General features: G+C 73.0%; 21 protein-coding genes. 9 read left to right on the forward strand and 12 right to left on the reverse strand.

Features of this window, described 5'->3' with window-relative positions:
• Positions 1-128: 128 nt before the first annotated feature.
• Positions 129-923, forward strand: coding sequence for a metal-dependent hydrolase (locus OG900_35785; protein WUH94988.1), 795 nt, complete (start codon positions 129-131; stop codon positions 921-923).
• 47 nt (positions 924-970) lie between these two features.
• On the opposite strand, the gene OG900_35790 is transcribed toward OG900_35785, so the two are convergent.
• The gene (locus tag OG900_35790) at positions 971-2,752 is read right to left on the reverse strand and encodes an ABC transporter ATP-binding protein/permease (protein WUH94989.1); all 1,782 of its coding nucleotides are present in this window, start codon (positions 2,750-2,752) and stop codon (positions 971-973) included.
• Positions 2,749-4,593: an ABC transporter ATP-binding protein/permease gene (locus OG900_35795; protein ID WUH94990.1), complete on the reverse strand. Its 1,845-nt coding sequence runs from the start codon at positions 4,591-4,593 to the stop codon at positions 2,749-2,751. The genes OG900_35790 and OG900_35795 overlap by 4 nt, the downstream gene beginning before the upstream one ends.
• Positions 4,594-4,933: 340 nt before the next feature.
• Here OG900_35795 and OG900_35800 point away from each other — a divergent pair, with 340 nt between their 5' ends.
• Entirely contained in the window at positions 4,934-6,652 is a 1,719-nt protein-coding gene (locus tag OG900_35800) for an alpha-amylase family glycosyl hydrolase (protein WUH94991.1), read from the forward strand.
• A 101-nt stretch (positions 6,653-6,753) separates the two neighbouring features.
• A complete protein-coding gene (gene mscL, locus OG900_35805) occupies positions 6,754-7,194 on the forward strand; it encodes a large conductance mechanosensitive channel protein MscL (protein WUH94992.1) in 441 nt (146 codons plus the stop codon).
• A gap of 39 nt (positions 7,195-7,233) precedes the next feature.
• Here the strand turns inward: mscL and OG900_35810 are convergent, their stop codons facing one another.
• The gene (locus OG900_35810; GenBank protein WUH94993.1) at positions 7,234-7,734 is read right to left on the reverse strand and encodes a MarR family transcriptional regulator; all 501 of its coding nucleotides are present in this window, start codon (positions 7,732-7,734) and stop codon (positions 7,234-7,236) included.
• 189 nt (positions 7,735-7,923) lie between these two features.
• Between OG900_35810 and OG900_35815 the strand changes: the two genes are divergently transcribed.
• Positions 7,924-9,660, forward strand: coding sequence for an ABC transporter ATP-binding protein/permease (locus OG900_35815; GenBank protein ID WUH96045.1), 1,737 nt, complete (start codon positions 7,924-7,926; stop codon positions 9,658-9,660).
• Positions 9,661-9,682: 22 nt separating this feature from the next.
• Here the strand turns inward: OG900_35815 and OG900_35820 are convergent, their stop codons facing one another.
• The 5 genes from OG900_35820 to OG900_35840 all read right to left on the reverse strand — a co-directional run bounded on the left by OG900_35820 (position 9,683) and on the right by OG900_35840 (position 14,742).
• The gene (locus OG900_35820; protein WUH94994.1) at positions 9,683-10,351 is read right to left on the reverse strand and encodes an LUD domain-containing protein; all 669 of its coding nucleotides are present in this window, start codon (positions 10,349-10,351) and stop codon (positions 9,683-9,685) included.
• Complete coding sequence (locus tag OG900_35825) at positions 10,348-11,832, reverse strand: lactate utilization protein (GenBank protein ID WUH94995.1); 1,485 nt, start codon at positions 11,830-11,832, stop codon at positions 10,348-10,350. The genes OG900_35820 and OG900_35825 overlap by 4 nt, the downstream gene beginning before the upstream one ends.
• Complete coding sequence (locus tag OG900_35830; protein ID WUH94996.1) at positions 11,829-12,611, reverse strand: (Fe-S)-binding protein; 783 nt, start codon at positions 12,609-12,611, stop codon at positions 11,829-11,831. The genes OG900_35825 and OG900_35830 overlap by 4 nt, the downstream gene beginning before the upstream one ends.
• A gap of 138 nt (positions 12,612-12,749) precedes the next feature.
• A complete protein-coding gene (locus OG900_35835) occupies positions 12,750-13,862 on the reverse strand; it encodes an NAD(P)/FAD-dependent oxidoreductase (GenBank protein WUH94997.1) in 1,113 nt (370 codons plus the stop codon).
• Positions 13,863-13,920: 58 nt separating this feature from the next.
• The gene (locus tag OG900_35840; GenBank protein WUH94998.1) at positions 13,921-14,742 is read right to left on the reverse strand and encodes a hypothetical protein; all 822 of its coding nucleotides are present in this window, start codon (positions 14,740-14,742) and stop codon (positions 13,921-13,923) included.
• Between the two features lie 394 nt (positions 14,743-15,136).
• Between OG900_35840 and OG900_35845 the strand changes: the two genes are divergently transcribed.
• Complete coding sequence (locus OG900_35845) at positions 15,137-15,559, forward strand: YjbQ family protein (protein WUH94999.1); 423 nt, start codon at positions 15,137-15,139, stop codon at positions 15,557-15,559.
• Between the two features lie 217 nt (positions 15,560-15,776).
• Here OG900_35845 and OG900_35850 read toward each other — a convergent pair whose 3' ends face one another.
• Entirely contained in the window at positions 15,777-16,844 is a 1,068-nt protein-coding gene (locus OG900_35850) for an ATP-dependent DNA ligase (GenBank protein WUH95000.1), read from the reverse strand.
• Between the two features lie 66 nt (positions 16,845-16,910).
• Between OG900_35850 and ligD the strand changes: the two genes are divergently transcribed.
• Positions 16,911-17,927, forward strand: coding sequence for a non-homologous end-joining DNA ligase (gene ligD, locus OG900_35855; protein ID WUH95001.1), 1,017 nt, complete (start codon positions 16,911-16,913; stop codon positions 17,925-17,927).
• Positions 17,928-17,939: 12 nt separating this feature from the next.
• Here the strand turns inward: ligD and OG900_35860 are convergent, their stop codons facing one another.
• Complete coding sequence (locus tag OG900_35860) at positions 17,940-18,110, reverse strand: hypothetical protein (GenBank protein ID WUH95002.1); 171 nt, start codon at positions 18,108-18,110, stop codon at positions 17,940-17,942.
• Between the two features lie 45 nt (positions 18,111-18,155).
• Here OG900_35860 and OG900_35865 point away from each other — a divergent pair, with 45 nt between their 5' ends.
• Positions 18,156-19,142 carry a GlxA family transcriptional regulator gene (locus tag OG900_35865; protein ID WUH95003.1) on the forward strand — a complete coding sequence of 329 codons (987 nt, stop codon included), beginning with the start codon at positions 18,156-18,158 and terminating at the stop codon, positions 19,140-19,142.
• 52 nt (positions 19,143-19,194) lie between these two features.
• A complete protein-coding gene (locus tag OG900_35870; protein WUH95004.1) occupies positions 19,195-19,812 on the forward strand; it encodes a DJ-1/PfpI family protein in 618 nt (205 codons plus the stop codon).
• On the opposite strand, the gene OG900_35875 is transcribed toward OG900_35870, so the two are convergent.
• Positions 19,794-20,339: an Lrp/AsnC family transcriptional regulator gene (locus tag OG900_35875; GenBank protein ID WUH95005.1), complete on the reverse strand. Its 546-nt coding sequence runs from the start codon at positions 20,337-20,339 to the stop codon at positions 19,794-19,796. The genes OG900_35870 and OG900_35875 overlap by 19 nt on opposite strands.
• A gap of 228 nt (positions 20,340-20,567) precedes the next feature.
• Here OG900_35875 and OG900_35880 point away from each other — a divergent pair, with 228 nt between their 5' ends.
• Positions 20,568-21,608: a lactonase family protein gene (locus tag OG900_35880; GenBank protein ID WUH95006.1), complete on the forward strand. Its 1,041-nt coding sequence runs from the start codon at positions 20,568-20,570 to the stop codon at positions 21,606-21,608.
• Positions 21,609-21,705: 97 nt separating this feature from the next.
• Here the strand turns inward: OG900_35880 and OG900_35885 are convergent, their stop codons facing one another.
• Positions 21,706-22,596 (reverse strand): hypothetical protein, encoded by an 891-nt coding sequence (locus OG900_35885; protein ID WUH95007.1) that lies wholly within the window; start codon positions 22,594-22,596, stop codon positions 21,706-21,708.
• Positions 22,597-22,614 lie beyond the last annotated feature (18 nt).

A 22,614-nucleotide genomic window follows, 5' to 3' on the forward strand; every position in this document is an offset into this window, starting at 1 on the left:
ATCTTGCCTGTCCCAGGCGTCACAGGCGGAACCGGAGGCGGCAGCCGTGATCATCGGCGATAAGGTGTGCCGTCAACTATGCGTCAAATCCGCCTGCGGGCGGCATTTCAGGGGGACGGAGCAGCACCATGATGGGACCTGCGCACTCACTGTCCGGAGCGGCGGCCTGGCTGGGCGTCGGGGCGATAGCGGCGGGTCTCGGCCACCCGATGCCCTGGCCGACAGTGCTGGTGGGCGCGCTGATCTGCGCGGGTGCGGCGCTGGCCCCCGACCTGGACCACCAGGCGGCGACGATCTCCCGGGCCTTCGGCCCGCTGTCCCGGGCGCTGTGCAAGATCGTGGACAGGCTGGCGCACGCCACGTACAAGGCGACCCGCAAGCAGGGCGACCCGCGGCGGGCCGGCGGGCACCGCACCCTGACCCACACCTGGCTGTGGGCGGTGCTGGTGGGCGCCGCCTTCTCGGCGGCGGCGGTCCTCGGCGGCCGCTGGGCGGTGCTGGTCATCCTCTTCATCCACATGGTGCTCGCCGTGGAGGGCCTGCTGTGGCGGCAGGCCAGGATGTCGAGCGACGTGCTGGTCTGGCTGCTCGGGGCGACCAGCGCCTGGATGCTCGCCGACGTGTTGGACAACCCGGGCAACGGCAAGGACTGGCTCTTCACCCAGCCCGGCCAGCACTACCTGTGGATCGGCCTGCCGATCGTGCTGGGCTCCCTGGTGCACTGCATCGGCGACGCGCTGACCGTGTCCGGCTGCCCGGTGCTGTGGCCGATCCCGATCGGCCGCCGCCGCTGGTATCCGGTCGGCCCGCCGCGCTTCATGCGCTTCCGGGCCGGCAGCTGGGTGGAGCTCAAGGTCCTCACCCCGGTCTTCTTCGTCGTCGGCGGTGGCTGCGCCCTGGGCGCCCTGGGCATCATCGGCTGACCTCCCGCCCGGCGGACCTGCCGGGCGGGAGGGAGGCAGGGGCGCGGTCAGCCGTGCCAGGACCGCCACAGGGCCGCGTAGGCGCCGTCCGCGGCGACCAGCTGGTGGTGGCTGCCCAGTTCGCTGATCCTGCCGTCCTCGACCACGGCGATCACGTCCGCGTCGTGCGCGGTGTGCAGCCGGTGCGCGATGGCGACCACCGTACGGCCGTCCAGGACCCGGGACAGCGAGCGCTCCAGGTGCCTGGCCGCCCGCGGGTCAAGCAGCGAGGTGGCCTCGTCGAGGACCAGGGTGTGCGGGTCGGCGAGCACCAGCCGGGCCAGCGCGAGCTGCTGGGCCTGGGCGGGTGTGAGGACGGCGCCGCCCGAGCCGACCTCGGTGTCCAGGCCGTCCGACAGCGCCCGCGCCCAGCCGTCGGCGTCCACCGCGCTCAGCGCCTCCCACAGCTCGCCGTCCACCGCGGAGGTCCGGGCGAGCTGCAGGTTGTCGCGGAGCGTGCCCACGAAGACGTGGTGCTCCTGGTTGACCAGGGCGACATGCTCGCGGACCCGCTCGGCGGGCATCCTGGCCAGCTCCGCGCCGCCGAGGGTGACCTCGCCGGTCCGCGGCGCGTAGATCCCCGCGAGCAGCCGGCCCAGCGTGGACTTGCCCGCGCCCGAAGGCCCTACCAGGGCCAGCCGGGTGCCTGGCGGCACCTGGAGGCTGATGCCGTGCAGGACGTCGCTGCCCTCGCGGTAGCCGAAGCGCACCCGGTCGGCGGCGACCTCGCGGCCCTGCGGGGAGATCCGGTCGTCGCCGGCCGACTCCTCGACCTCGCGCACCCCGACCAGCCGGGCCAGCGAGACCTGGGCGACCTGGAGTTCGTCGTACCAGCGCAGGATGAGGTTGACCGGGTCCACCAGCATCTGGGCGTAGAGCGCGCCGGTGGTCAGCTCGCCGACCGTCACCCACCCGTTCAGCGCGAAGGCACCGCCGATCATCAGCACCGAGGTCAGGATCAGCGTGTGGGTGGCGTTGATCACCGGGAAGAGGACGGTGCGCAGCCACAGCGTGTAGCGCTCCCACGCAACCCACTGGCCGATCCGCTGCCGCGACAGCGCCTCCCGGCGATCGCCCAGGCCGTGCGCCTCGATGGTGCGTCCCGCGTCGACGGACTCCGTGAGCACCGCGGCCACGGCGGCGTATCCGGCGGCCTCGGAGCGGTAGGCCTGCGGGGCGCGGCGGAAATACCAGCGGACACCCACCAGCAGCAGCGGCAGCGCGACCAGCACCGACAGCGCGAGCGGCGGCGAGGTCACGGCGAGCGCGCCCAGCAGCAGCCCCGCCCAGACCACGGCGATGGCCAGTTCCGGCACGGCCTCGCGCATCGCGTTGGCCAGCCGGTCGATGTCGGTCGTGATCCGGGAGAGCAGGTCGCCGGTGCCCGCCCGCTCCAGGACGCCGGGCGGCAGCGACACCGCCCGGACCAGGAAGTCCTCCCGCAGGTCGGCCAGCATCAGTTCACCCAAGACCGCCCCGCGCAGCCGGACCAGCCGGACGAAATACGCCTGCACGGCGAGCGCGGCCAGGAAGAAGGCCACCGCCCGGCCCAGGTGGACGTCCCGCCTGCCGTCCGACAGGTCCTGCACCAGGCCGCCGAGCAGATACGGGCCCACCATCGACGCCAGCACCGCCACCGTGTTCACGCCCACCAGCAGGGCGAAGGCGCCGCGGTGCCGCCGGGCCAGCTCGCGGACGTAGCCGCGTACGGTGGCCGGCGAGCCCACCGGCAGGGTGCTGCTCTGCTGCGGCGCGGCCGGATCGTGGTCCGGCGGTCGCACGCCGATCATGCGGACTCCTCCATCGTGGCGGTGGTGCGTGCGGCGCCCGCGGGCGCGGGGACCGGGCCGGTGCCGGGGTCGGCCTCCCGGGTGACGACGGCGCGGTAGCGCGGCTCGGTGCGCAGCAGGTCGTGGTGGCCGCCGGCGGCCACGGCGGTGCCGTCGTCGACGAAGACCACCCGGTCGGCGCGGTCGAGCACCAGCGGGCTCGACGTCAGGACGACGGTCGTGCGCCCGGCCCTGAGAGCGCCGAGGGCGCGGGCGATCCGCGCCTCGGTGTGGGCGTCGACCGCCGACGTCGGCTCGTCCAGCACCAGCACCTCGGGGTCGGCGACCAGCGAGCGGGCCAGCGCGAGGCGCTGCCGCTGCCCGCCGGACAGCGAGCGCCCGCGCTCGGTGATCCTGGCGCGCATCGGGTCCGCCGCCCCGGCTCCGCCGCCCGGGTCCACCAGCGACTGGGCCAGCGCGTCCAGCACGTCGCCGCACTGGGCCGCGGCCAGCGCCGCGTCCGGGGCGACACGGCCGGAGGAGGGCACCGCGAGCAGTTCGGCCAGCGTGCCGGACAGCAGCACCGGGTCCTTGTCCTGCACCAGCACCGCGGCCCTGACCGCCGCCAGCGGCAGCGCGTCGAGCGGGTGGCCGCCGAGCGTCGCCGAAGGGTCCGCGCCGACCCCCGAAGGGCTGTGGCCGCCCAGCCGGTCGGCCAGCCGCCCCGCGGCGTCCGGGTCGCCGCACACCACCGCGGTCAGCTGCCCCGGGGCTGCCCGCAGCCCGGTCAGCGGGTCGTGCAGTTCCCCGGCCAGCTCGGGAAGGGCGGCGGCAGGCACCGCGGGCGGGGCCGCGTCGTCCTGTCCGCGCCGCAGCGCCAGCACCCGGGCCGCGCGCTTGGCCGAGGGGCGGGAGAAGGACCACGCCATGGCGATCTCCTCGAAATTGCGCAGCGGCATCATCAGGAAGGCCACGGAGCCGTAGACGGTGACCAGCTCGCCCACCGTGATCCGGCCGTCGAGCGCGAGCCTGGCCCCGTACCAGGCGACGCCCACCAGCAGCAGGCCGGGCAGCAGCACCTGCACCGCGCTGATCAGCGCCCACATGCGGGCGCTGTGCACCGCGGCGGTCCGCACCTGCTGCGAGGCGCGGCGGTAGCGCTCCAGGAAGAGCTCCTCGCCGCCGATGCCGCGCAGCACCCGCAGCCCCGCGACCGTGTCCGAGGCCAATTCGGTGGCCTTGCCCGCCTTCTCCCGCTGGAGGTCGGCACGCCGGGTCGCCGCGGGCAGCAGCGGCAGCACCGCGAGCGCGAGCACCGGCACGGACGCGGCCACGATCACGCCGAGCGCGGGCTGGTAGACCACCAGGGCGACGGCCACCCCGACCGTGGCGAGCAGGGCCGAGGTGAAGCGGGCCAGGGCCTCGACGAACCAGCCGATCTTCTCGACGTCGCCGGTGCTGACGGCCACCACCTCGCCCGCCGCCACCCGCCGGGTCAGCACCGCGCCCAGCTCGACGGTCTTGCCCGCCAGCAGCTGCTGGACGCGGGCCGCGGCACTGATCCAGTTGGTCACGGCGGTGCGGTGCAGCATCGTGTCGCCGAGGGCGGTGAGCAGCCCGAGCAGCAGCATCAGCCCGCCGGCCAGGCCCAGCCGCTCACCCGAGCGGTCCACCACCGCCTGGACGGCGAGGCCCACGGCGGCGGGGAAGGACGCCACCGCGGCCATGTGCAGGGTGCCCCAGGCGGCGGCGAGCACCTGTCCGCGCCACTGCCTCGCCTCCAGCCAGAGCAGCAGGCGGAAGCCCGACCGGGCGTCGGGCACGCCCGGGTCGGACAGCGGAAGATCGCGTAGGGACGTCATGATGTCCTGGGGTTCGGAGCGGTGGATCGCGGAAACGGACGGACCTGCGGGGCGGATCGGGAGAATGCGCGCGAATGTGCCGTCCTGAACCGTGCAACTTTCGCGAAGTCGCCCACGCCGGGTCAAGCGGTTTTCCACCGCCGGCAACACGGCGGCAACAACTTGCAGTAAGGCGACGAAAGTTCTTCCGTCGGCGACCTTGACGTGTACGCATCGGCGGCGGGAGGCTCCTGGGCGGAACCCGAGGGACCGGAGTTCCGGTCGTTCCCCCCACCCGGCGGCCAGGCGCGTGGCTGCCTTCGCAGGGCACCGCTGTGCCCGCTCACCGAAGGAGCCGCCCATGAGATCCCGTGCCCTGAACGGTTCGCTGGCCGCCGCCGTCGCGGCAGCCGGACTGTTCGCCGTCTCCGTCCAGCAGGCGCACGCGACGCCGCCGGGAGCCAGGGACGTCACGGCGACGCTCTTCCAGTGGCGCTACGACTCGGTCGCCAAGGCCTGCACCGACCAGCTCGGCCCGGCCGGCTACGGCTACGTCGAGGTCTCGCCCGCCACCGAGAACATCCAGGGCGACCAGTGGTGGACCTCCTACCAGCCGGTCAGCTACAAGCTGCAGAACCGCCTCGGCAACGAGTCGTCGTTCGCGAGCATGGTGAACACCTGCCACGCCGCCGGCGTGAAGGTCGTCGCCGACGCGGTGATCAACCACATGTCGGCGGGCTCCGGTACCGGCACCGGCGGGACGAACTACAGCAAGTACAACTACCCCGGCTATTACCAGGACCAGGACTTCCACACCTGCCGGACGAACATCTCCAACTACCAGGACCGCTCCAACGTCCAGAACTGCGAGCTGGTCGGCCTGGCCGACCTCGACACCGGCAGCGACTACGTGCGCGGCACCGTCGCCGGCTATCTGAACCACCTGATCTCGCTCGGCGTGGACGGCTTCCGCATCGACGCCGCCAAGCACATGGCGGAGACCGACCTCGCGGCGATCAAGTCCGAGCTCAGCAACCCGAACGTCTACTGGGCGCAGGAGGCGATCTACGGCGCGGGCGAGGCCGTGCAGCCCGGCGAGTACGTCAACACCGGCGACGTGGACGCCTTCCAGGGCGCCTTCGACGTCAAGCGGATCTTCGGCGGGCAGCAGTTGGCGTCACTGAAGACCTGGGGCGCGTCCTGGGGCTCCGGCTATGTCGCGAGCGGCAAGGCCCGCACCTTCGTCGACAACTGGGACACCGAGCGCAACGGCTCGACGCTCAGCTACAAGGACAACGCCACCTACACCCTGGCCAACGTCTACGTGCTGGCCTGGCCCTACGGCTCGCCGAACGTCTTCTCCGGCTACGAGTTCTCCGACAACGACGCGGGCCCGCCGAACGGCGGCACCGTCAACGCCTGCTACAGCGACGGCTGGAAGTGCCAGCACGCGTGGCCGCAGATCTCCGGCATGGTCGGCTTCCGCAACGCCGTCGCCGGCACCGCGGTGACCAACTGGTGGGACAACGGCAACAACGCCATCGCCTTCGGCCGCGGCAGCAAGGGCTTCGTCGCGATCAACCACGAGGGCGGCGCGCTCACCCAGACCTTCACCACCTCGCTGCCCGCAGGCACCTACTGCGACGTCCAGCACTCCGGCGCCACCTACTCCGTCGGTTCCGACGGCAGGTTCACCGCCGCCATCGGCGCCAACGACGCGGTCGCCCTCTACGTCGGGGGGCCGTGCGGCACCACGGGCGGCACGACCGGCGGCTCCACCGACCCCGCGGCGGGAGCGTCCTTCGCGGTGAACGCCACCACCGTCTTCGGCCAGAACATCTACGTCGTCGGCGACAACTCCACCCTGGGCAACTGGAACACCGGCAGCGCCCTGCCGCTGTCCTCGGCGAGCTACCCGGTGTGGAAGCTGGACGTCGCCATGGCCGCGGGCACGTCCTTCCAGTACAAGTACATCCGGAAGGACGGCAGCGGGAACGTGACCTGGGAATCGGGTGCCAACCGGACGGCCACCGTGCCGGCCGGCGGGAAGGCCGTACTGAACGACACCTGGCGCAACTGACCGCGAAAGCGGCCCGAGCGCAGCCGATTCACCCCTCTGCGGCAGGACCCGGCACACTGTGGTCTTCCACTGATCTTGACCACAGAGGGGAACCCCCACTCATGAAGGGCTTCCGCACCTTCCTGCTTCGCGGCAACGTCGTAGACCTCGCTGTCGGCATCGTCATCGGCGCCGCCTTCACCGCCCTGGTGAACGGCTTCGTCAAGGCGTTCCTGACCCCGATCGTCGGCCTCGTCAGCGGCGCCACCGGTGACTTCAGCGCCAGGACCTTCCACGCCTCGGGAGTCACCTTCCCGTACGGCACCTTCATCGACGCGACGATCAGCTTCGTGATCGTCGCTGCGGTGATCTACTTCCTGGTCGTGCTGCCGATGAACCGGATGCAGGAGAAGTTCTTCCCGAAGGCCGCGAGTGCCCCGATGCGCGAGTGCCCGGAGTGCCTGACGGCGATCCCGGCGGCGGCCAAGCGGTGCAGCGCCTGCACCGTGCCGCTGTCGCCGGGCGTGGGCGTCCAGGGCGGGCCGGTCGACCTCCAGAAGTAACCGCCCGCCCCAGCAGGAACCAGGAGCCGCGGCGCTGCCTCAGCAGTGCCGCGGCTCCGCAGTCTCGTCCCGGTCGAGCGCCGCGAGCAGCTCGGTCAGCGCCGCACGGCTCGCGTCGTCCAGCGGCGCCAGGATCTCGGCGGCCGCCGTACGCCTGGCGTGCCTCAGATCGGCCAGCGCGCGGCGGCCGCCGTCGCACAGCTCGATCCTGATCACCCTGCGGTTGTGCGGATCGGGCACCCGGCGCAGCAGCTCCTGCTCCTCCAGCGCGTCCACCAGCGTTGTCACCGCCCGCGGCACCACGTCGAGGCGCTGGGCGAGATCAGCCATCCGCGGCGGCTCCTCGCAGTGCGCGAGCGTCCGCAGCAGCCGGGCCTGCGCGGGTGTGATGCCCAGCGGTTCGAGCAGCCGGCGCTGGGCCCTGTGCAGCCGGCGGCTCAGCCGCAGCAGCTGGTCGGCGAGCCGCCCGGTGACCTCGTCCGCGGCTGCTTGCGCGGGCACGGCGACCGGCGGCGCGGCCTCGGTGGTGCGGGTGTCCATGGAATACAGCGTAGCAGGACTTAGTTCATTGTGAGCATAGGTAACAATGACCTACACTCTTTGTCGAGAGTTCCGTAGGCACGACCCTGCCGTCACGTCCCGAGGAGTCCTTTGCGCCCCGAAAACGATCTCGCATCCCGGTGGACGCCACCGAAGAAGAAACCCACCGAGCCCACCGACGTCCGCCGCATCACGCGGCTCTTCCGCCCCTACCGCGGCCGGCTGGCCGTCGTGGGCGTGCTGGTCGGCCTGTCCTCCCTGGTCTCCGTCGCCTCGCCGTTCCTGCTGCGGGCGATCCTGGACACCGCGATCCCGCAGGGCCGCACCGGCCTGCTGAGCCTGCTGGTGCTGGGCATGATCGGCACCGCGGTCGCCACCGGCGTCTTCGGCGTCCTGCAGACCCTGATCTCCACCACCGTCGGCCAGCGCGTCATGCACGACCTGCGGACCGCCGTCTACGAGCGGCTGCAGCGCATGTCGCTGGCCTTCTTCACCCGCACCCGCACCGGCGAGGTGCAGTCCCGGATCGCCAACGACATCGGCGGCATGCAGGCCACCGTCACGTCCACCGCGACCTCGCTGGTCTCCAACGCCACCGCCGTGATCGCCTCGGTCGTGGCGATGGCCGCGCTGGACTGGCGGCTGACCATCGTCTCCCTGCTGCTGCTCCCGCTGTTCGTCTGGATCGCCCGCCGAGTCGGGCGCGAGCGCAAGAAGATCGCCACCGAGCGGCAGAAGCAGATGGCCTCGATGTCCGCGATCGTCACCGAGTCGCTGTCGGTCAGCGGCATCCTGCTCGGCCGCACCATGGGCCGCGCCGACTCGCTCACCCGCGACTTCTCCACCGAGTCCGAGCGCCTGGTGGACCTCGAAGTGCGCTCCAACATGCAGGGCCGCTGGCGCATGGCCATCATCGGCATCGTGATGTCCGCGATGCCCGCGCTGCTGTACTGGACGGCCGGGCTGACCACCGGGCACGGCGGTCCCGCCATCTCCATCGGCACCCTGGTCGCCTTCGTCTCGCTCCAGCAGGGCCTCTTCCGGCCCACCGTCTCGCTGCTGGCCACCGGTGTGCAGGTGCAGACGTCGCTGGCGCTCTTCCAGCGCATTTTCGAATACCTCGACCTGCCGCTCGACATCACCGAGCGCCCCGGCGCGCGGGACCTGGGGACCGTGCACGGCGACGTCGCCTTCGAGGGCGTGGACTTCGCCTATGACCCCGAGTCCGGCTCCCCGACGCTGACCGGCATCGACGTGAGCGTGCCCGCGGGCGGCAGCCTGGCCGTCGTCGGCGCGACCGGCTCCGGCAAGAGCACCCTGAGCTACCTGGTGCCGCGGCTCTACGACGTCTCGGCGGGCCGGGTCACGATCGACGGCACCGACGTCCGCGACCTGACCTTCGACACGCTGGCCGCCGCGGTCGGCGTGGTCTCCCAGGAGACCTACCTCTTCCACGCCTCGGTCGCCGAGAACCTGCGCTTCGCCAAGCCGGACGCGACCGACGAGGAGATCCACGCCGCCGCACGGGCCGCGCAGATCCACGACCACATCACCGGACTGCCCGACGGCTACGACACCTTGGTCGGCGAGCGCGGCTACCGCTTCTCCGGCGGTGAGAAGCAGCGCCTGGCCATCGCCCGTACGATCCTGCGCAATCCGCCGGTGCTGATCCTCGACGAGGCCACCAGCGCCCTGGACACCAGGACCGAGCAGGCCGTCCAGGACGCCATCGACACCCTGTCGGCCGGCCGCACCACCATCACCATCGCCCACCGGCTGTCCACCATCCGCGACGCCGACCAGATCGTCGTCCTCGACGCCGGGCGGATCATCGAGCGCGGCACCCACGACGAACTCCTCGCGGCGGGCGGGCGCTACGCCGCGCTGGTCCGGCGCGACACGCAGATGGCCGTCAGCGCGCCCTGACCGGGGCGCCGCGGGCCGTTCGTCAACGGGGGCCGGACGGCGGCCCCACCAGGATGACGTCGAGGGTGCGGGGGCCGTGGACGCCTTCGACGCGGTCCAGTTCGATGTCGCTGGTCGCGGAGGGGCCGGAGATCCAGGTCAGGGGGTGGGCCGGGGTCAGGCGGGGGAGGGCTTGGGGGAGTGAGTCGACCACTTGGTCCGGGGTGTTCACCACGCAGATGTGGTGGTCGGGGACGAGGGTCAGGATGCGGCGGCCCTGGTCGGGTGAGGTGTCCAGGACGATCGTGCCGGTCTCGGCGATGGCCAGGGCGCAGCCGGTGATGACGGTGTCGACGGTGTCGAGCGTGCGGGCGGTCAGTTCGCCGTGGTCGTGGTGGATCTCGACACCGGCGGTGGCGCTGAGCCAGTCGGCCGGGACGCCCGGTGGGACGACGGCGTTTCGGGTGCCGTGGTCGGCCAGCAGGTGGGCGATGGTGGCGGGCAGGCCCGCGGCGTGGGTGCGGTGGACGTGGGCGCGGTAGTCCGCGAGGTTGTCCGCCAGCAGGTCGGCGGACTGCTCGGGGGTGCGGTCGGCGTGGGTGGTGAGGTAGGTCCGGGGGATGGTGCCGGGGTCGGGCGTGCTGCCGGGCCGGTCGCCGAGGGCTTGGCGGACGCGGCGCAGGACCTCGTCCCGACTGGTGTTCGCGGTCACTGCTGGGAGTCCTTCGGGTCGGGTTCGCGGTGTTGCCACCAGTCGCGGAAGGTACGGGCGGGGACGGTGGGCAGATCCCGGGTGGCGGTCCAGGCGCTGGCTGTCCTGCCGGGCACGCGCCGCGGGTGGAGGGCCCTGGTGCGGGTGGCGAGGCGCTGGGTGGCGGTCCACGCGGCGGGGTGGTCCAGTGTCCAGGCGGCGGCGCGCATTGCGGCGCGTTCGGTGGCGTGTCCTTTGGCGGGTTTGATGGTGGCTTTGGTGCCGTGGCGGGTGGTGGGTCCGCCTTGGGCGATGCGTTCGCGGAGGTGGACGAGGACTTCGGGGATGTCGATGGCGACGGGGCAGACGTCGTAGCAGGCGCCGCAGAGGGTGGAGGCGTAGGGGAGTGAGGCGTCCAGGGCTGTTGTGGTGCCGCGTAGTTGGGGGGTGAGGATGGCGCCGATGGGGCCGGGGTAGGGGGAGCCGTAGGCGTGGCCGCCGGCGCGTTCGTAGACGGGGCAGACGTTGAGGCAGGCTGAGCAGCGGATGCAGCGGAGGGTTTGGCGGCCGGTGGTGTCGGCGAGGGTGTCGGTGCGGCCGTTGTCGAGGAGGACGAGGTGGAAGGTGCGGGGTCCGTCGCCGTGGGTGGTGCCGGTCCAGGTGGTGGTGTAGGGGTTCATGCGCTCGGCGGTGGAGGAGCGGGGCAGGGTCTGGAGGAAGACTTCCAGGTCGCGCCAGGTGGGGATGGTCTTCTCGATGCCGACGACGGAGATGAGTGTTTCGGGGAGGGTCAGGCACATGCGTCCGTTGCCTTCGGATTCCAGGACGACCATGGTGCCGGTTTCGGCGATCATGAAGTTCGCGCCGGAGACGGCGACTTTGGCGCGGAGGAATTTCTCGCGCAGGTGGAGGCGGGCGGCTTCGGCGAGGTCTCGTGGCTCGTCGGTGAGGTCGTCGGGTGCGGGTCGGCCCCAGGCGGCCATGTGGGTGTGGAAGATGTCGCGGATCTCGGTGCGGTTCTTGTGGATCGCGGGGACGAGGATGTGGGAGGGCCTGTCGTTGCCGAGTTGGACGATGAGTTCGGCGAGGTCGGTCTCGTAGGCGTTGATGCCGGCCTCTGCGAGGGCTTCGTTGAGGCCGATCTCCTGGGTGGCCATGGATTTGACCTTGACGACTTCGGTCTCGCCGGTGGCGTGGATCAGGTCGGTGACGATGCGGTTGGCGTCGTCGGCGTCGATGGCCCAGTGGACGGTGCCGCCTGCTGCGGTGACGGCGGTTTCCAGTTGTTCCAGGTAGTGGTCGAGGTGGTGCAGGGTGTGGTCTTTGATCGCCGTGCCTGCGGCCCGCAGCTCGGGCCAGTCGGAGAGTTCGGCGATGGCGGTGGCGCGTTTGGCGCGGATGGTGTGGGTGGCGTGCCGCAGGTTGGCCCGCAGTTGCTCGTCGCGTGTCGACAGGCGTGCGGCTTGCGGGAAGGCGGGCAGCCCCAGGTAGGTTCCGCTCATCGGAGGTTTCCCGTCTTTTCCGGTGCGGTGTAGGGGTGTTCTTCGGTGGAGGCGAGGATGTCGGCGAGGTGGACGGTCCGGAGTGGGGTGTGGTGCCGGCGGAGGAGGCCGTCGATGTGCATGAGGCAGGAGTTGTCGGCGCCGCAGAGTATCGGGGCGCCGGTGGTGAGGGCGTTGTGGATCTTGTCGTGGCCCATGGCGGTGGAGACGTGGGGGTTCTTGACGGCGAAGGTGCCGCCGAAGCCGCAGCATTCTTCCGCGCCGGGGAGTTCGCGCAGTTCGAGGCCGCGTACGGCTTGGAGGAGTCGGCGTGGGCGGTCGCGTAGGCCGAGGGTGCGTAGGCCGTGGCAGGAGGGGTGGTAGGTGACGGTGTGGGGGAAGTACGCGCCGACGTCGGTGACGCCGAGGATGTCGACGAGGAATTCGGTGAGTTCGTAGGTTCTGGGTGCGGTGGTTGCCGCGGCTCGGGTCAGGCCGTTGTCGCGGCCTTCGGTGGTGGCGCGTCGGGCGATGCGGGGGTAGTTCTCGCGGACCATGGCGGCGCAGGAGCCGGAGGGGGTGACGATGTAGTCGTAGCCGTCGAAGGCGGCGGCGTAGCGGTGTACGAGGGGTTCGGTCTGGTGGCGGTAGCCGGTGTTGAACTGGGGTTGGCCGCAGCAGGTCTGGGCGGTGGGGAAGTCGACGTCCACGCCGAGGCGTTCGAGCAGCGTGACGACCGCCCGCCCGGTGTCCGGGTAGAGCAAATCGTTCACACAGGTCACGAAAAGCGCTACGCGCATGGGTCCTCCGCGCCGCCCCGGCGCAAGCCGGGCTGATCTCGATCACGCATGCGCCCATACTGCCGCAATCCCCTTCCGCAGGGAAGGAGACATCCGATGTTTGTTGACGCGGGCGCGGCGAAGGCCACGTCGTTGGGCTCAGCGCACGCCTTCGAGCGGGCGAGTCGCGGCGGGCTCGGCGGCACGGTCCTGCTCCGAGAGCAGGGCCCGGATGTCGCGTACGGCGGTACGCCCGGCGCGGTTGGCGCCGATGGTGCTGGCCGACGGCCCGTAGCCCACCAGATGGATCCGCGGGTCCTTGACCACCCGGGTGCCGTCCACCGCGATGCCGCCGCCTTGCTCGCGCAGCCGCAGGGGGGCGAGATGGTCCAGGGCGGCGCGGAATCCCGTCGCCCACAAGATGACGTCGGCGTCCAGGGTGCGGCCGTCACTCCAGGCGACGCCCTGCGGCGTGATCCGGTCGAACATCTCCTGCCGCCGCAATATGCCGAGGTCCACGGCCTGCCGGACGGCGTCGGTCGCGGCAAGGCCGGTCACGCTCACCACGCTCTGCGGCGGGAGCCCCTGGCGTACCCGCCGCTCGACCGTCGCGACCGCCTCACGCCCCCAGTCCTCGGTGAAGGGCGCGCTGCGGAAGACCGGTGGCCGCCGGGTCACCCAGGTGGTGCGCGCCACCTCGGCCAGCTCCATCAGCAGCTGCACCGCCGAGGTGCCGCCGCCGACCACGATCACGTGCAGGCCCGCGAAGTCCGCCGCGCCCCGGTAGCCCGCGGTGTGCAGCTGACGGCCGAGAAAGGTCTCCTGGCCCGGGTAGTACGGCAGAAAGGGCCGGTCCCAGGTGCCGGTCGCGTTGATCAGCGCCCGCGCCGACCAGGTCCCGGCGTCGGTCTCGAGCCGCAGCCGCCCGCCGCCCCCCTCACGCACCGCCGCCACGTCCACCGGGCGGTGCACCCGCAGGTCGAACTCCCGCTCGTAGCGGCCGAAGTAGTCGCCCACCACCTCCGCCGACGGCCGGTCGGGGTCCGCGTCGCCCAACGGCATGCCGGGCAGTTCGTGCACCCAGTGCGCCTTGCCGTACGTCAGCGACGGCCAGCGGTACTGCCAGGCGCCGCCCGAGCCGGGGGAGTGGTCGAGCACGACGAAGCCGGTGTCCGGGGCGAGGCCCGAGCGGCGCAGGAAATACCCCGCCGACAGGCCGGCCTGCCCCGCGCCGACCACCGCCACCTCGACCTCGCGCACCGCGTCGTTCATGACTGTGCCAACCGTGGCACCAGGGGAAAGCTTCCCGCCCGCCCCGCGGCAGGTGCCGTCAGCCCGTGCCGGCGGTCCGTGCGGGCTCCGCGGCCGGCATCCGCGGCTCCGAGGCCCAGCGCCGCAGCCGGGCGACGCGCTCCGCGGCCTCCTCCAGCCGCCGCTGCGGCAGGTCGCCGTCGGCCACCGCACGGGCCGCGGCGGCGTGGATCGCGTCCCGCACGCCCGCGCCGCTCGACGGGCCGAGCCGTACGAGGTCCACGCCGGCGATCCACGCCAGCACCGCGGCGCCGGGTACGCCCCAGCCGTCGACGATCGCCGGCGCGTCGATCGTGTCGCTCAGCACGACCCCGCCGTATCCGAGGTCCCCGCGCAACACCCCGGTCACCGCCCGGGCGCTGAGCATCGCGGGCAACTGCTCGTCGTCCGGCACCGGGGTGTGCCCCGCGGTGATCGCCCGTACGCCCGCGGCGGCGCCCTCGGCGAAGGGCCGCAGGCTGCCTCCGGCGGTGAAGGGGCCGAGCGCGGCGGCCACACCGTGCGTCTGGAGGTCGGTGACGAAGACGCGGGTCTCGTCGGCGCGAAGTCCTGGGCGGACGGCCAGGTGGAGGTTGGCGCCCGCCGCGACGAGGTCGGCCGCCGCCGCGTCGCCGCCGTCCCGCCGGGCCGGGCCCGGATGCCCGGTGAGCGCGTCGGGCAGCGCGGCCCGCAACGCGTCGGCCGTCGCGCGCGCCGCAGCGCCCTGCGCGTCCACGGCCGCACCCGGGGTGCCGTTCTCCAGCCCCCGCAGAATCCACTCGGGCAACCGGCCGTGCCGGCCGCGCACGGTGGGCAGCAGGCAGGAGTCGACGAGCGCGGTGAGCCGGCGCAACGCGTTCACCCCCTCCGGGCTGCGGCAAGGACGAGACGCCGTCCAGGCCCGCTGAATGGTACAGACCAATCGCCCCCCGCGGCAATGACCCCCACCGCCGTGGGGGCGGGTACAGCCGCGGACTCCACACCTGCGCTGTGCGGGGGCTTGTCGCGCAGTTCTGGGGGAGAACTGCGCGACCAGCCACAGTGGACCGCAACTGTGAACGCGACAGAACGAGGCTGCCACCCAGGGGTGCGGGAACTGCGCGCGCAACCCCGCACCGGGCGGCGGCCCAGGGACGCACCGCAAGGGGCAACCACCCAGGGGCTCGGGGAACTGCGAGCCGAGCCACGGCGCCGCCGAAGACGCCACGCCACAGCAGGTGGCACTCCCCTGGCCCACCCGGGAGGAGAATGGCGGCATGGCCAACCGCAACCGCTCGCGCCTGATCGACGTCTCCACCGGCTCGGTGGAACGCGTGTACGACCTCACCGCCGATTGCGCGGACTTCCTCCGCGAGGAGGCGAACGGCGGCGACGGCCTGCTGAACGTCTTCGTGCCGCACGCGACCGCGGGGGTCGCCGTCATCGAGACGGGCGCGGGCAGCGACGACGATCTGCTGACCGCCCTGCGGGAGTTGCTGCCCGCCGACGACCGGTGGCAGCACCGGCACGGGAGCCCGGGGCACGGCCGCGACCATGTGCTGCCGGCGCTCGTGCCGCCGCACGCCACGCTACCGGTGATCGGCGGCCGGCTGGAGCTGGGCACCTGGCAGTCGGTGGTGCTGGTGGACACCAACCGGGACAACCCCCGCCGCCAGGTGCGGCTCACCTTTCTCGGCTAGGGCCTGTCGTTCGGACCTCCGTGGGGGAAGGAGCGGTGTCCGGTGCGTGCGGCTGCAAGGCGGAGGAAGGAGGCGACGCGGTGGGAGCGCCCTCCCGGCCGTCAGGACAGGGGGAGTCGTCGACCGACGACAACGCTGGGGGCACCTCCCGGCCGACGGCAGGCGGAAGATGTGCGTGCCGGACACCGCGACGCCGCGGAGATCCGAACGACAGGCCCTAGCCCTCCCCGGACAGGAAGTCCGCCAGGTCGTATCCGACCGGCTCCTCCAGTTGCGCGTAAGTGCACTGCTCGGGTTCGCGGTCCGGCCGCCAGCGGCGGAATTGCGCGGTGTGGCGGAAGCGGTCGCCCTGCATGTGGTCGTAGGCGACCTCGACGACCCTTTCCGGGCGCAGCGGCAGCCAGGACAGGTCCTTCTTGCCGGTCCACCGGCTGGGGCCGCCCGGCAGGCGGTCGGCGGCCTGGGCCTCCTCGCTGGCCCACCCCTGCCAGGGGTGGCCGGCCACCGACTCCATCCGCAGCGGGGCGAGTTCCTCCATCAGTTCGGCGCGGCGCCGCATCGGGAAGGAGGCGCAGACGCCGACGTGCTGGAGGCGGCCCTCGCCGTCGTACAGGCCGAGCAGCAGGGAGCCGACCACCGGCCCGCTCTTGTGCAGCCGCAGGCCCGCGACGACGCAGTCGGCGGTGCGCTCGTGCTTGACCTTGACCAGGACGCGTTCGCCCGGCCGGTAGGCCAGGTCCGGGGGCTTGGCGACGACCCCGTCGAGGCCCGCGCCCTCGAAGCGGTTGAACCAGTCCGCGGCGAGCGCCAGGTCGTCGGTGGCGGGCGCGAGGTGGACCGGCGCCGTGGCGCCGCTCAGGGCGGCCGCCAGCGCCGTCCTGCGGTCCCGCTGGGACTCCGCCATCAGCGACCTGTCGCCGAGCGCGAGCAGGTCGAAGGCGACGAAACCCGCGGGCGTCACCTCGGCCAGATGGCGTACCCGCGAGTCCGCCGGGTGGATCCGTTCGAGCAGCGCGTCGAAGTCCAGCCGCCCGTCGCGCGCGATGACGATCTCGCCGTCCAGCACGCAGCGCGGCGGGACACGGGTCCGCAGCGCCTCGACGACCTCGGGGAAGTAGCGGGTGAGCGGCTTGGTGGAGCGGCTGCCCAGCTCGATCTCGTCGCCGTCGCGGAAGACGATCGCGCGGAAGCCGTCCCACTTGGCCTCGTACTGCATGCCCGCCGGGATGGCCTTCGCGGCCTTGGCCAGCATCGGCTGCACTGGGGGCATCACCGGCAAGTCCATGCTCCGATTGTGCGCGCCCCTGCCGCACAGGGCGCGCGGGCCGACCGTCCGCTCTAGCGTGGGGGCATGGCAGAGACGCTGGAGCTGACCGTCGGCGACCGGACCGTGCGGGTGTCGCATCCGGACAAGGTCTACTTCCCGCAGCGCGGACTGACCAAGGCCGACCTGGTGCGCTACTACCTGAGCGTCGGCGACGGGATCCTGCGGGCGCTCAGGGACCGGCCCACCACGCTGGAGCGCTACATCAGCGGGGTGGAGGGCGACTCGTTCTTCCAGAAGCGCGCGCCGAAGAACCTGCCGGACTGGATCCCGACCGGCCGCATCGCCTTCCCCAGCGGCCGCTATGCCGACGAGATCTGCCCGACGGAGACCGCGGCCGTGCTGTGGGCGGCGAATCTCGGCACCTTCACCTTCCACCCCTGGCCGGTCCGGCGGGGCGACACCGACCACCCCGACGAGCTGCGGATCGACCTCGACCCGCAGCCGGGCACCGACTTCTCCGACGCGGTGCGCGCCGCGCAGGAGTTGCGCGACGTCCTGGACGGGCTGGGCCTGGCCGGCTGGCCGAAGACCTCCGGCGGCCGGGGCCTGCACGTCTTCGTGCCGATTGCGCCCGAGTGGACCTTCCCCCAGGTGCGGCGCTCGGCCATCGCGGTGGCCCGCGAGCTGGAGCGGCGGGCGCCCGAGCGGATCACCACGGCCTGGTGGAAGGAGGAGCGCGGCGAGAAGATCTTCGTGGACTACAACCAGACCGCGCGCGACCGTACGATCGCCAGCGCCTACTCCGTGCGCCCCTTCCCGCACGCGCCGGTCTCGGCCCCGCTGCGCTGGGAGGAGCTGACCGAGGTGGCGCCCGCCGACTTCGACCTGGTCACCATGCCCGCCCGGTTCGCCGAGTACGGTGACCTGCACGCCGACATGGACGAGCACGCCTTCCGGCTCGACGCGGCCCTCGAACTGGCCGACCGCGACGAGCGCGAGCACGGCCTCGGCGACCTGCCGTACCCCCCGGAGCACCCGAAGGTGAAGGGCGAGCCGAAGCGGGTCCAGCCGAGCAGGGCGAAGAAGACCGACGGGGGCTGAGCGGGGCGCGGCTCAGCCGAAGGTCTCGACGTAGTCCTCCGGCGGTCCCGGCTCGGGACGGTCGCGCAGCTCGATCCGGCGCGGCCCGATCCGCACCCCGTGCATCGCCCGTCCGCGGGGCCCGAGCCGCCCGCCGAGCCGCACGGGGCCGGTTCCCCGGCCCTCCATGGCGGGAATCGTCACAAGGCTGTCCTTGCCGCCATCACGGCCCGCGCCGACGATGAGGGCATGACCAGCCGCCGTATCGTCTTCGCCGTCTTCCCCGGCTTCCAACTGCTCGACCTCGCGGGTCCGAACGAGGTCTTCGTGCAGGCCGGTCGGCTGACGGCGCGGCCGGGGGAGGGGAATCCGGTGGTCGTGGACACGGTGGCCGCGGCCCCCGGGCCCGTCGTCAGCAGCGGCGGCCTCGCGGTCTCGCCGACCCTGACGACCGGCGAGGCCACGGGACCGGTCGACACCCTTGTCGCCGTCGGCGGCGGTGGCGTCCACCAGGCCTGCCAGGACGCCGCCTTCGTGGACTGGTTCGCCCGCATGTCCCGGCTCGCCCGCCGCACCGCCTCGGTGTGCAGCGGCGCCTTCCTGCTCGGCGCGGCCGGGCTGCTCGACGGACGGCGGGCGGTCACCCACTGGTCGATGTGCGAGCGGCTCGCCGCGCGCCATCCCGGGGCCGCTGTCGACCCCGACCCGATCTTCGTCCGCGACGGCGACCTGTGGACCTCGGCGGGCGTCACCGCGGGAATGGACCTCGCCCTGGCGATGGTCGAGGCGGACCACGGCCCCGAGGTGTCGAGGGCCGTCGCCAGGCAGCTGGTGATGTTCGTCCAGCGCCCCGGCGGCCAGGCGCAGTTCAGCGCCCAGCTGGCCGCACAGCGCCCCGAGCGGCAGTCCCTGCGCGACGTCGTCGACTGGGTCGCCGACCACCTGGCCGACGACCTCGGGGTGCCGGCGCTCGCGGCCAGGGCAGGCATGAGCGAGCGCCACTTCACCCGGGTCTTCCGCGCCGAGACCGGCCGCACCCCGGCGGCCTACGTCGACAGCGCCCGGGTGGAGGCCGCCCGCCGCCTGCTGGAGTCCACCGGCACCACCGTGGACGCCGTGGCCCGCGCCTGCGGCTACCGCAATCCCGAGACCCTCCAGCGCAGTTTCAAACGCTCGGTGCAGGTCACGCCGGGCGAATACCGCAGGCGTTTCGCCCCGCACTCCGCGGTGCACTGAGCCGAGCACCCCGTTTCCCGGCCGGGACGTCCCCGGCCAGAAAGGCCACCCCATGCTCATCGTCTTCCCGGTCTTCGAGGGCCTCACCGCACTCGACGCCGTCGGCCCGTACGAGGTCCTGCGCATGCTGCCGGACGCCGACGTCGTCTTCGCCGCCGCGGAGCCCGGACCGGTCACCGACGGGGCAGGACACCTCACCCTGACAGCCCCCGCGGCCCTCGCCGACGTCACCGAGGCCGACGTCCTGGTCGTCCCCGGCGGCCCCGGCGCCCGCGCGAACGTCGGCAACGAGGCGCTCCTCGACTGGATCCGGCGGATCGACGCCACCACCACCTGGACCACGTCGGTCTGCACCGGCTCGCTGCTGCTGGGCGCGGCGGGTCTGCTCAAGGACCTCAGGGCGACCAGCCACTGGAGCGCCGTCGGGCTCCTGGAGTCCTACGGCGCCACCTACACCGAGCAGCGCGTCGTGGAGCAGGGCAGGATCATCACGGCCGCCGGGGTGTCCTCAGGGATCGACATGGCGCTGCGGCTGGCCGAGCTGACCGCCGGGCCCGTCGTGGCGCAGGCCCTCCAACTGGCCATCGAGTACGACCCGCAGCCGCCCTTCGACGCCGGGTCGTACGCCAAGGCGCCGCAGGCCGCGAAGGACTACCTGGCGTCGCGCTGAGCGCCGTCCGCCGGGTCCTGGACTTCGGGCTCGGGGCCGGGTCCCTGCTCGGGGCCCTGATCCGGGCTCAGCGACTCGACCAGCGGCAGGACCCGGTGCGGTACGCGCTCGCTCAGCGCTATCTCGGTGCGGGTGCGCACCACACCGGACAGCCTGCCCAGCCGCTGGATGACGCCCTCCAGGTGCCCGTTGTCCCTGGCGACGACCCGGGTCAGCAGGTCGCCGCCGCTGCCGGTGATGGAGAAGGCCTCGACGATCTCGGGCACCGCGGCGAGCGCGTCGGCCACGTCGTCCAGGTGGCCCCTGGCGACCTCGATCCGCACGAAGGCCAGCACCGGGTGCCCCAGGGCGGCGGGGGAGACCCTGGGGCCCGCCATCACGATCACCCCGTCGCGTTCCAGCCGTTCGAGACGGGCCTGCAGGGTGCCGCGGGCGACGCCCAGGATGCGGGCGTACTCGCGGACGCTGGTGCGCGGCCGGTCGAGCAGCAGTCGCAGTATGCGGGCGTCCAGGGCGTCGAAGGGCATGGGCCCGCGGTCTCCTCACCATCGTCGCGATGTCATGATCACCGTACTGATGGCCCGGACGGGACCGGCTACTTTGAGCCATCACCGCAGCAAGCGCCCGCCTGCGGCCCCCAACGGCCCCGGCGGACCGCCGCATCGGCGGGCCACTGGCGGCCCCGGGGGCGACGTGCCCGACGCCAGGTACTACTCTCAGCCGCCGTAAAGACATCAGGCGGAAGAGGTACGGCAGTGGCCGGGCACGTTTACATCGGGTCGTTCACTTCGGCGGGTGGGCGCGGGCTCACCACGGCCACGGTCGACCCGGACACGGGAGCGCTGACGGCGCTCGGGGACACCGCCGACGTGCCCAACCCGTCGTTCCTGGCCGCGTCCCCCGACGGCAGGACGCTCTACACCGTCAGCGAGACGGAACCCGAGGGCGCGGCGGCGGCCTTCTCGCTCGCCGACCCCGCGGCGCCCAAGCTGCTCGGCGCCCCCGTTGCGGTGCACGGCGGGTCGCCCACCCACCTCGCCGTCCACCGCGGCCACCTGCTGACCGCCAACTACGCCGAGCCCGGCAGCGTCAGCGTGCTGGCGATCGAGGCCGACGGCAGCCTCGGCGCGATCCGCTCGCTGCTGGAGCACGAGGGCGACGGACCGCACCCGGATCGCCAGCGGGGCCCGCACGCGCACGCGGTGCTGTCCGACCCCACCGGCCGCTGGGCGGTCAGTGTGGACCTGGGCACCGACTCGGTGCGGGTCTGTGAACTCGACGAGGCCACCGGCGAGCTGGAGATCGAACGCGAACTCGGCCTGCGCTCCGGCATCGGCCCGCGCCATCTGGCCTTCCACCCGGCGGGTGGCCACGCCTATGTGATGAACGAACTGGACTCCGTGGTCACCGCCTGCTCGTGGGACCCCGAGCGCGGCAGCCTGCGCCCGGTCGCCGAGACCCGGGTGCTGCCCGCGGGCGCGGAAGGCGAGAACTACCCCTCGGAGCTGGTCGTCTCGCACGACGGCCGGTTCGCGTGGGCGGCCAACCGCGGCCACAACAGCATCGCGGTGCTCGGCCTGGACGACACCGGCGAGAACCTGGAACTGCTGGACACCGTCGGCTGCGGCGGCGACTGGCCGCGACACCTGACCCTCGACCCGTCGGGCACCCGGCTCTACGCGGCCAACGAGCGCTCCGGCGACGTCACCTGGTTCGACGTCGACCCGGCCACCGGCATCCCCAAGCAGGCCGGCTCGATCGACGTGCCCGCCGCGTCCTGCGTGCTCTTCGTCTGACAGCCGGGGCCCGCGCCCCTACGACGACGCGGCGGCGGGCGGCCCCTCCAGGAGGGGCCGCCCGCCGCCGCGTCGTCGTAGGGGCGCGGGCCGGGCGTCAGTGGATCGGCGCGCCGTGCGGCTGCTGCATCGCGAGGCCCAGCGCGGCCGCGTACTGCGTGACCACCAGCTTGCCCACCGCCGGGTAGGGGCCCAGGGCGTCCGCGCCCGAGCAGCCCGCCTCGGCGGCGGCCGTGTGGAGCAGCTGAGGGGCGATCTCCGGGCCGATCAGGCAGGGCGCGAGCGCCAGCGTGCCGGACCCGGAGGACCGCAGCTGCTCGGCGGCCTGCGCGATGGCGCCGTCCTCGTCCAGCGCCGCGGCCAGCACCGGCACCGCGAGCCTGGCGGCCAGCAGCAGCCCGGTCACGCCCGCCGCCTGGGCGGCCTCCTCGCCGCCGACCGTGGCCAGGATGATGCCGTCTGCCGCGGTCGCCACCGTGAACAGCCGCGCCCGGTCGGCGCGGGCCAGGCCCGCCTCGGAAAGCCGCACGTGCAGCGCCTCGGCGAGCAGCGGGTGCGGGCCGAGCACCTCGGTCAGCTCCACCTGCGCCTTGCTGTCGGCGATCGCCTGCCGGATCCGGCGCAGCACCGACGCCTCGGGCCCCGCCAGCAGCGGCACCACGACCGCCGAGGTGTCCTCGCCGGCCCGCTCGCCCGCGACCTGGTCGAGCACGCTGCGCAGCGACGGGAATTCGCCGTCCTGGTCGCCCTCGCCGTCCACGAAGCCGATCCGCGGGTCGAGCCCGGACAGCTCGGAGCGGGCGATGCTGACGACCTCCTCCGCCAGGCTCAGCGCGGCGGAGGAAGGAGTGCCGGGGACCGCGAGAACCAGCACCGGGGCGCCCTCGGGGGCGGCCAGCGCCTCCGGTCGGCGGTGGCGTCCGGTCTGGCGCGGGCGCGGCATGCGAACGGGAAGGCCGGAGGCGGGGCCGCCTGTGGTAGTGCTCATGGCGACGCATGTTAACGC

The organism is Streptomyces sp. NBC_00433, assembly GCA_036015235.1.
In the GTDB taxonomy this organism is placed as follows: Bacteria; Actinomycetota; Actinomycetes; order Streptomycetales; family Streptomycetaceae; genus Actinacidiphila.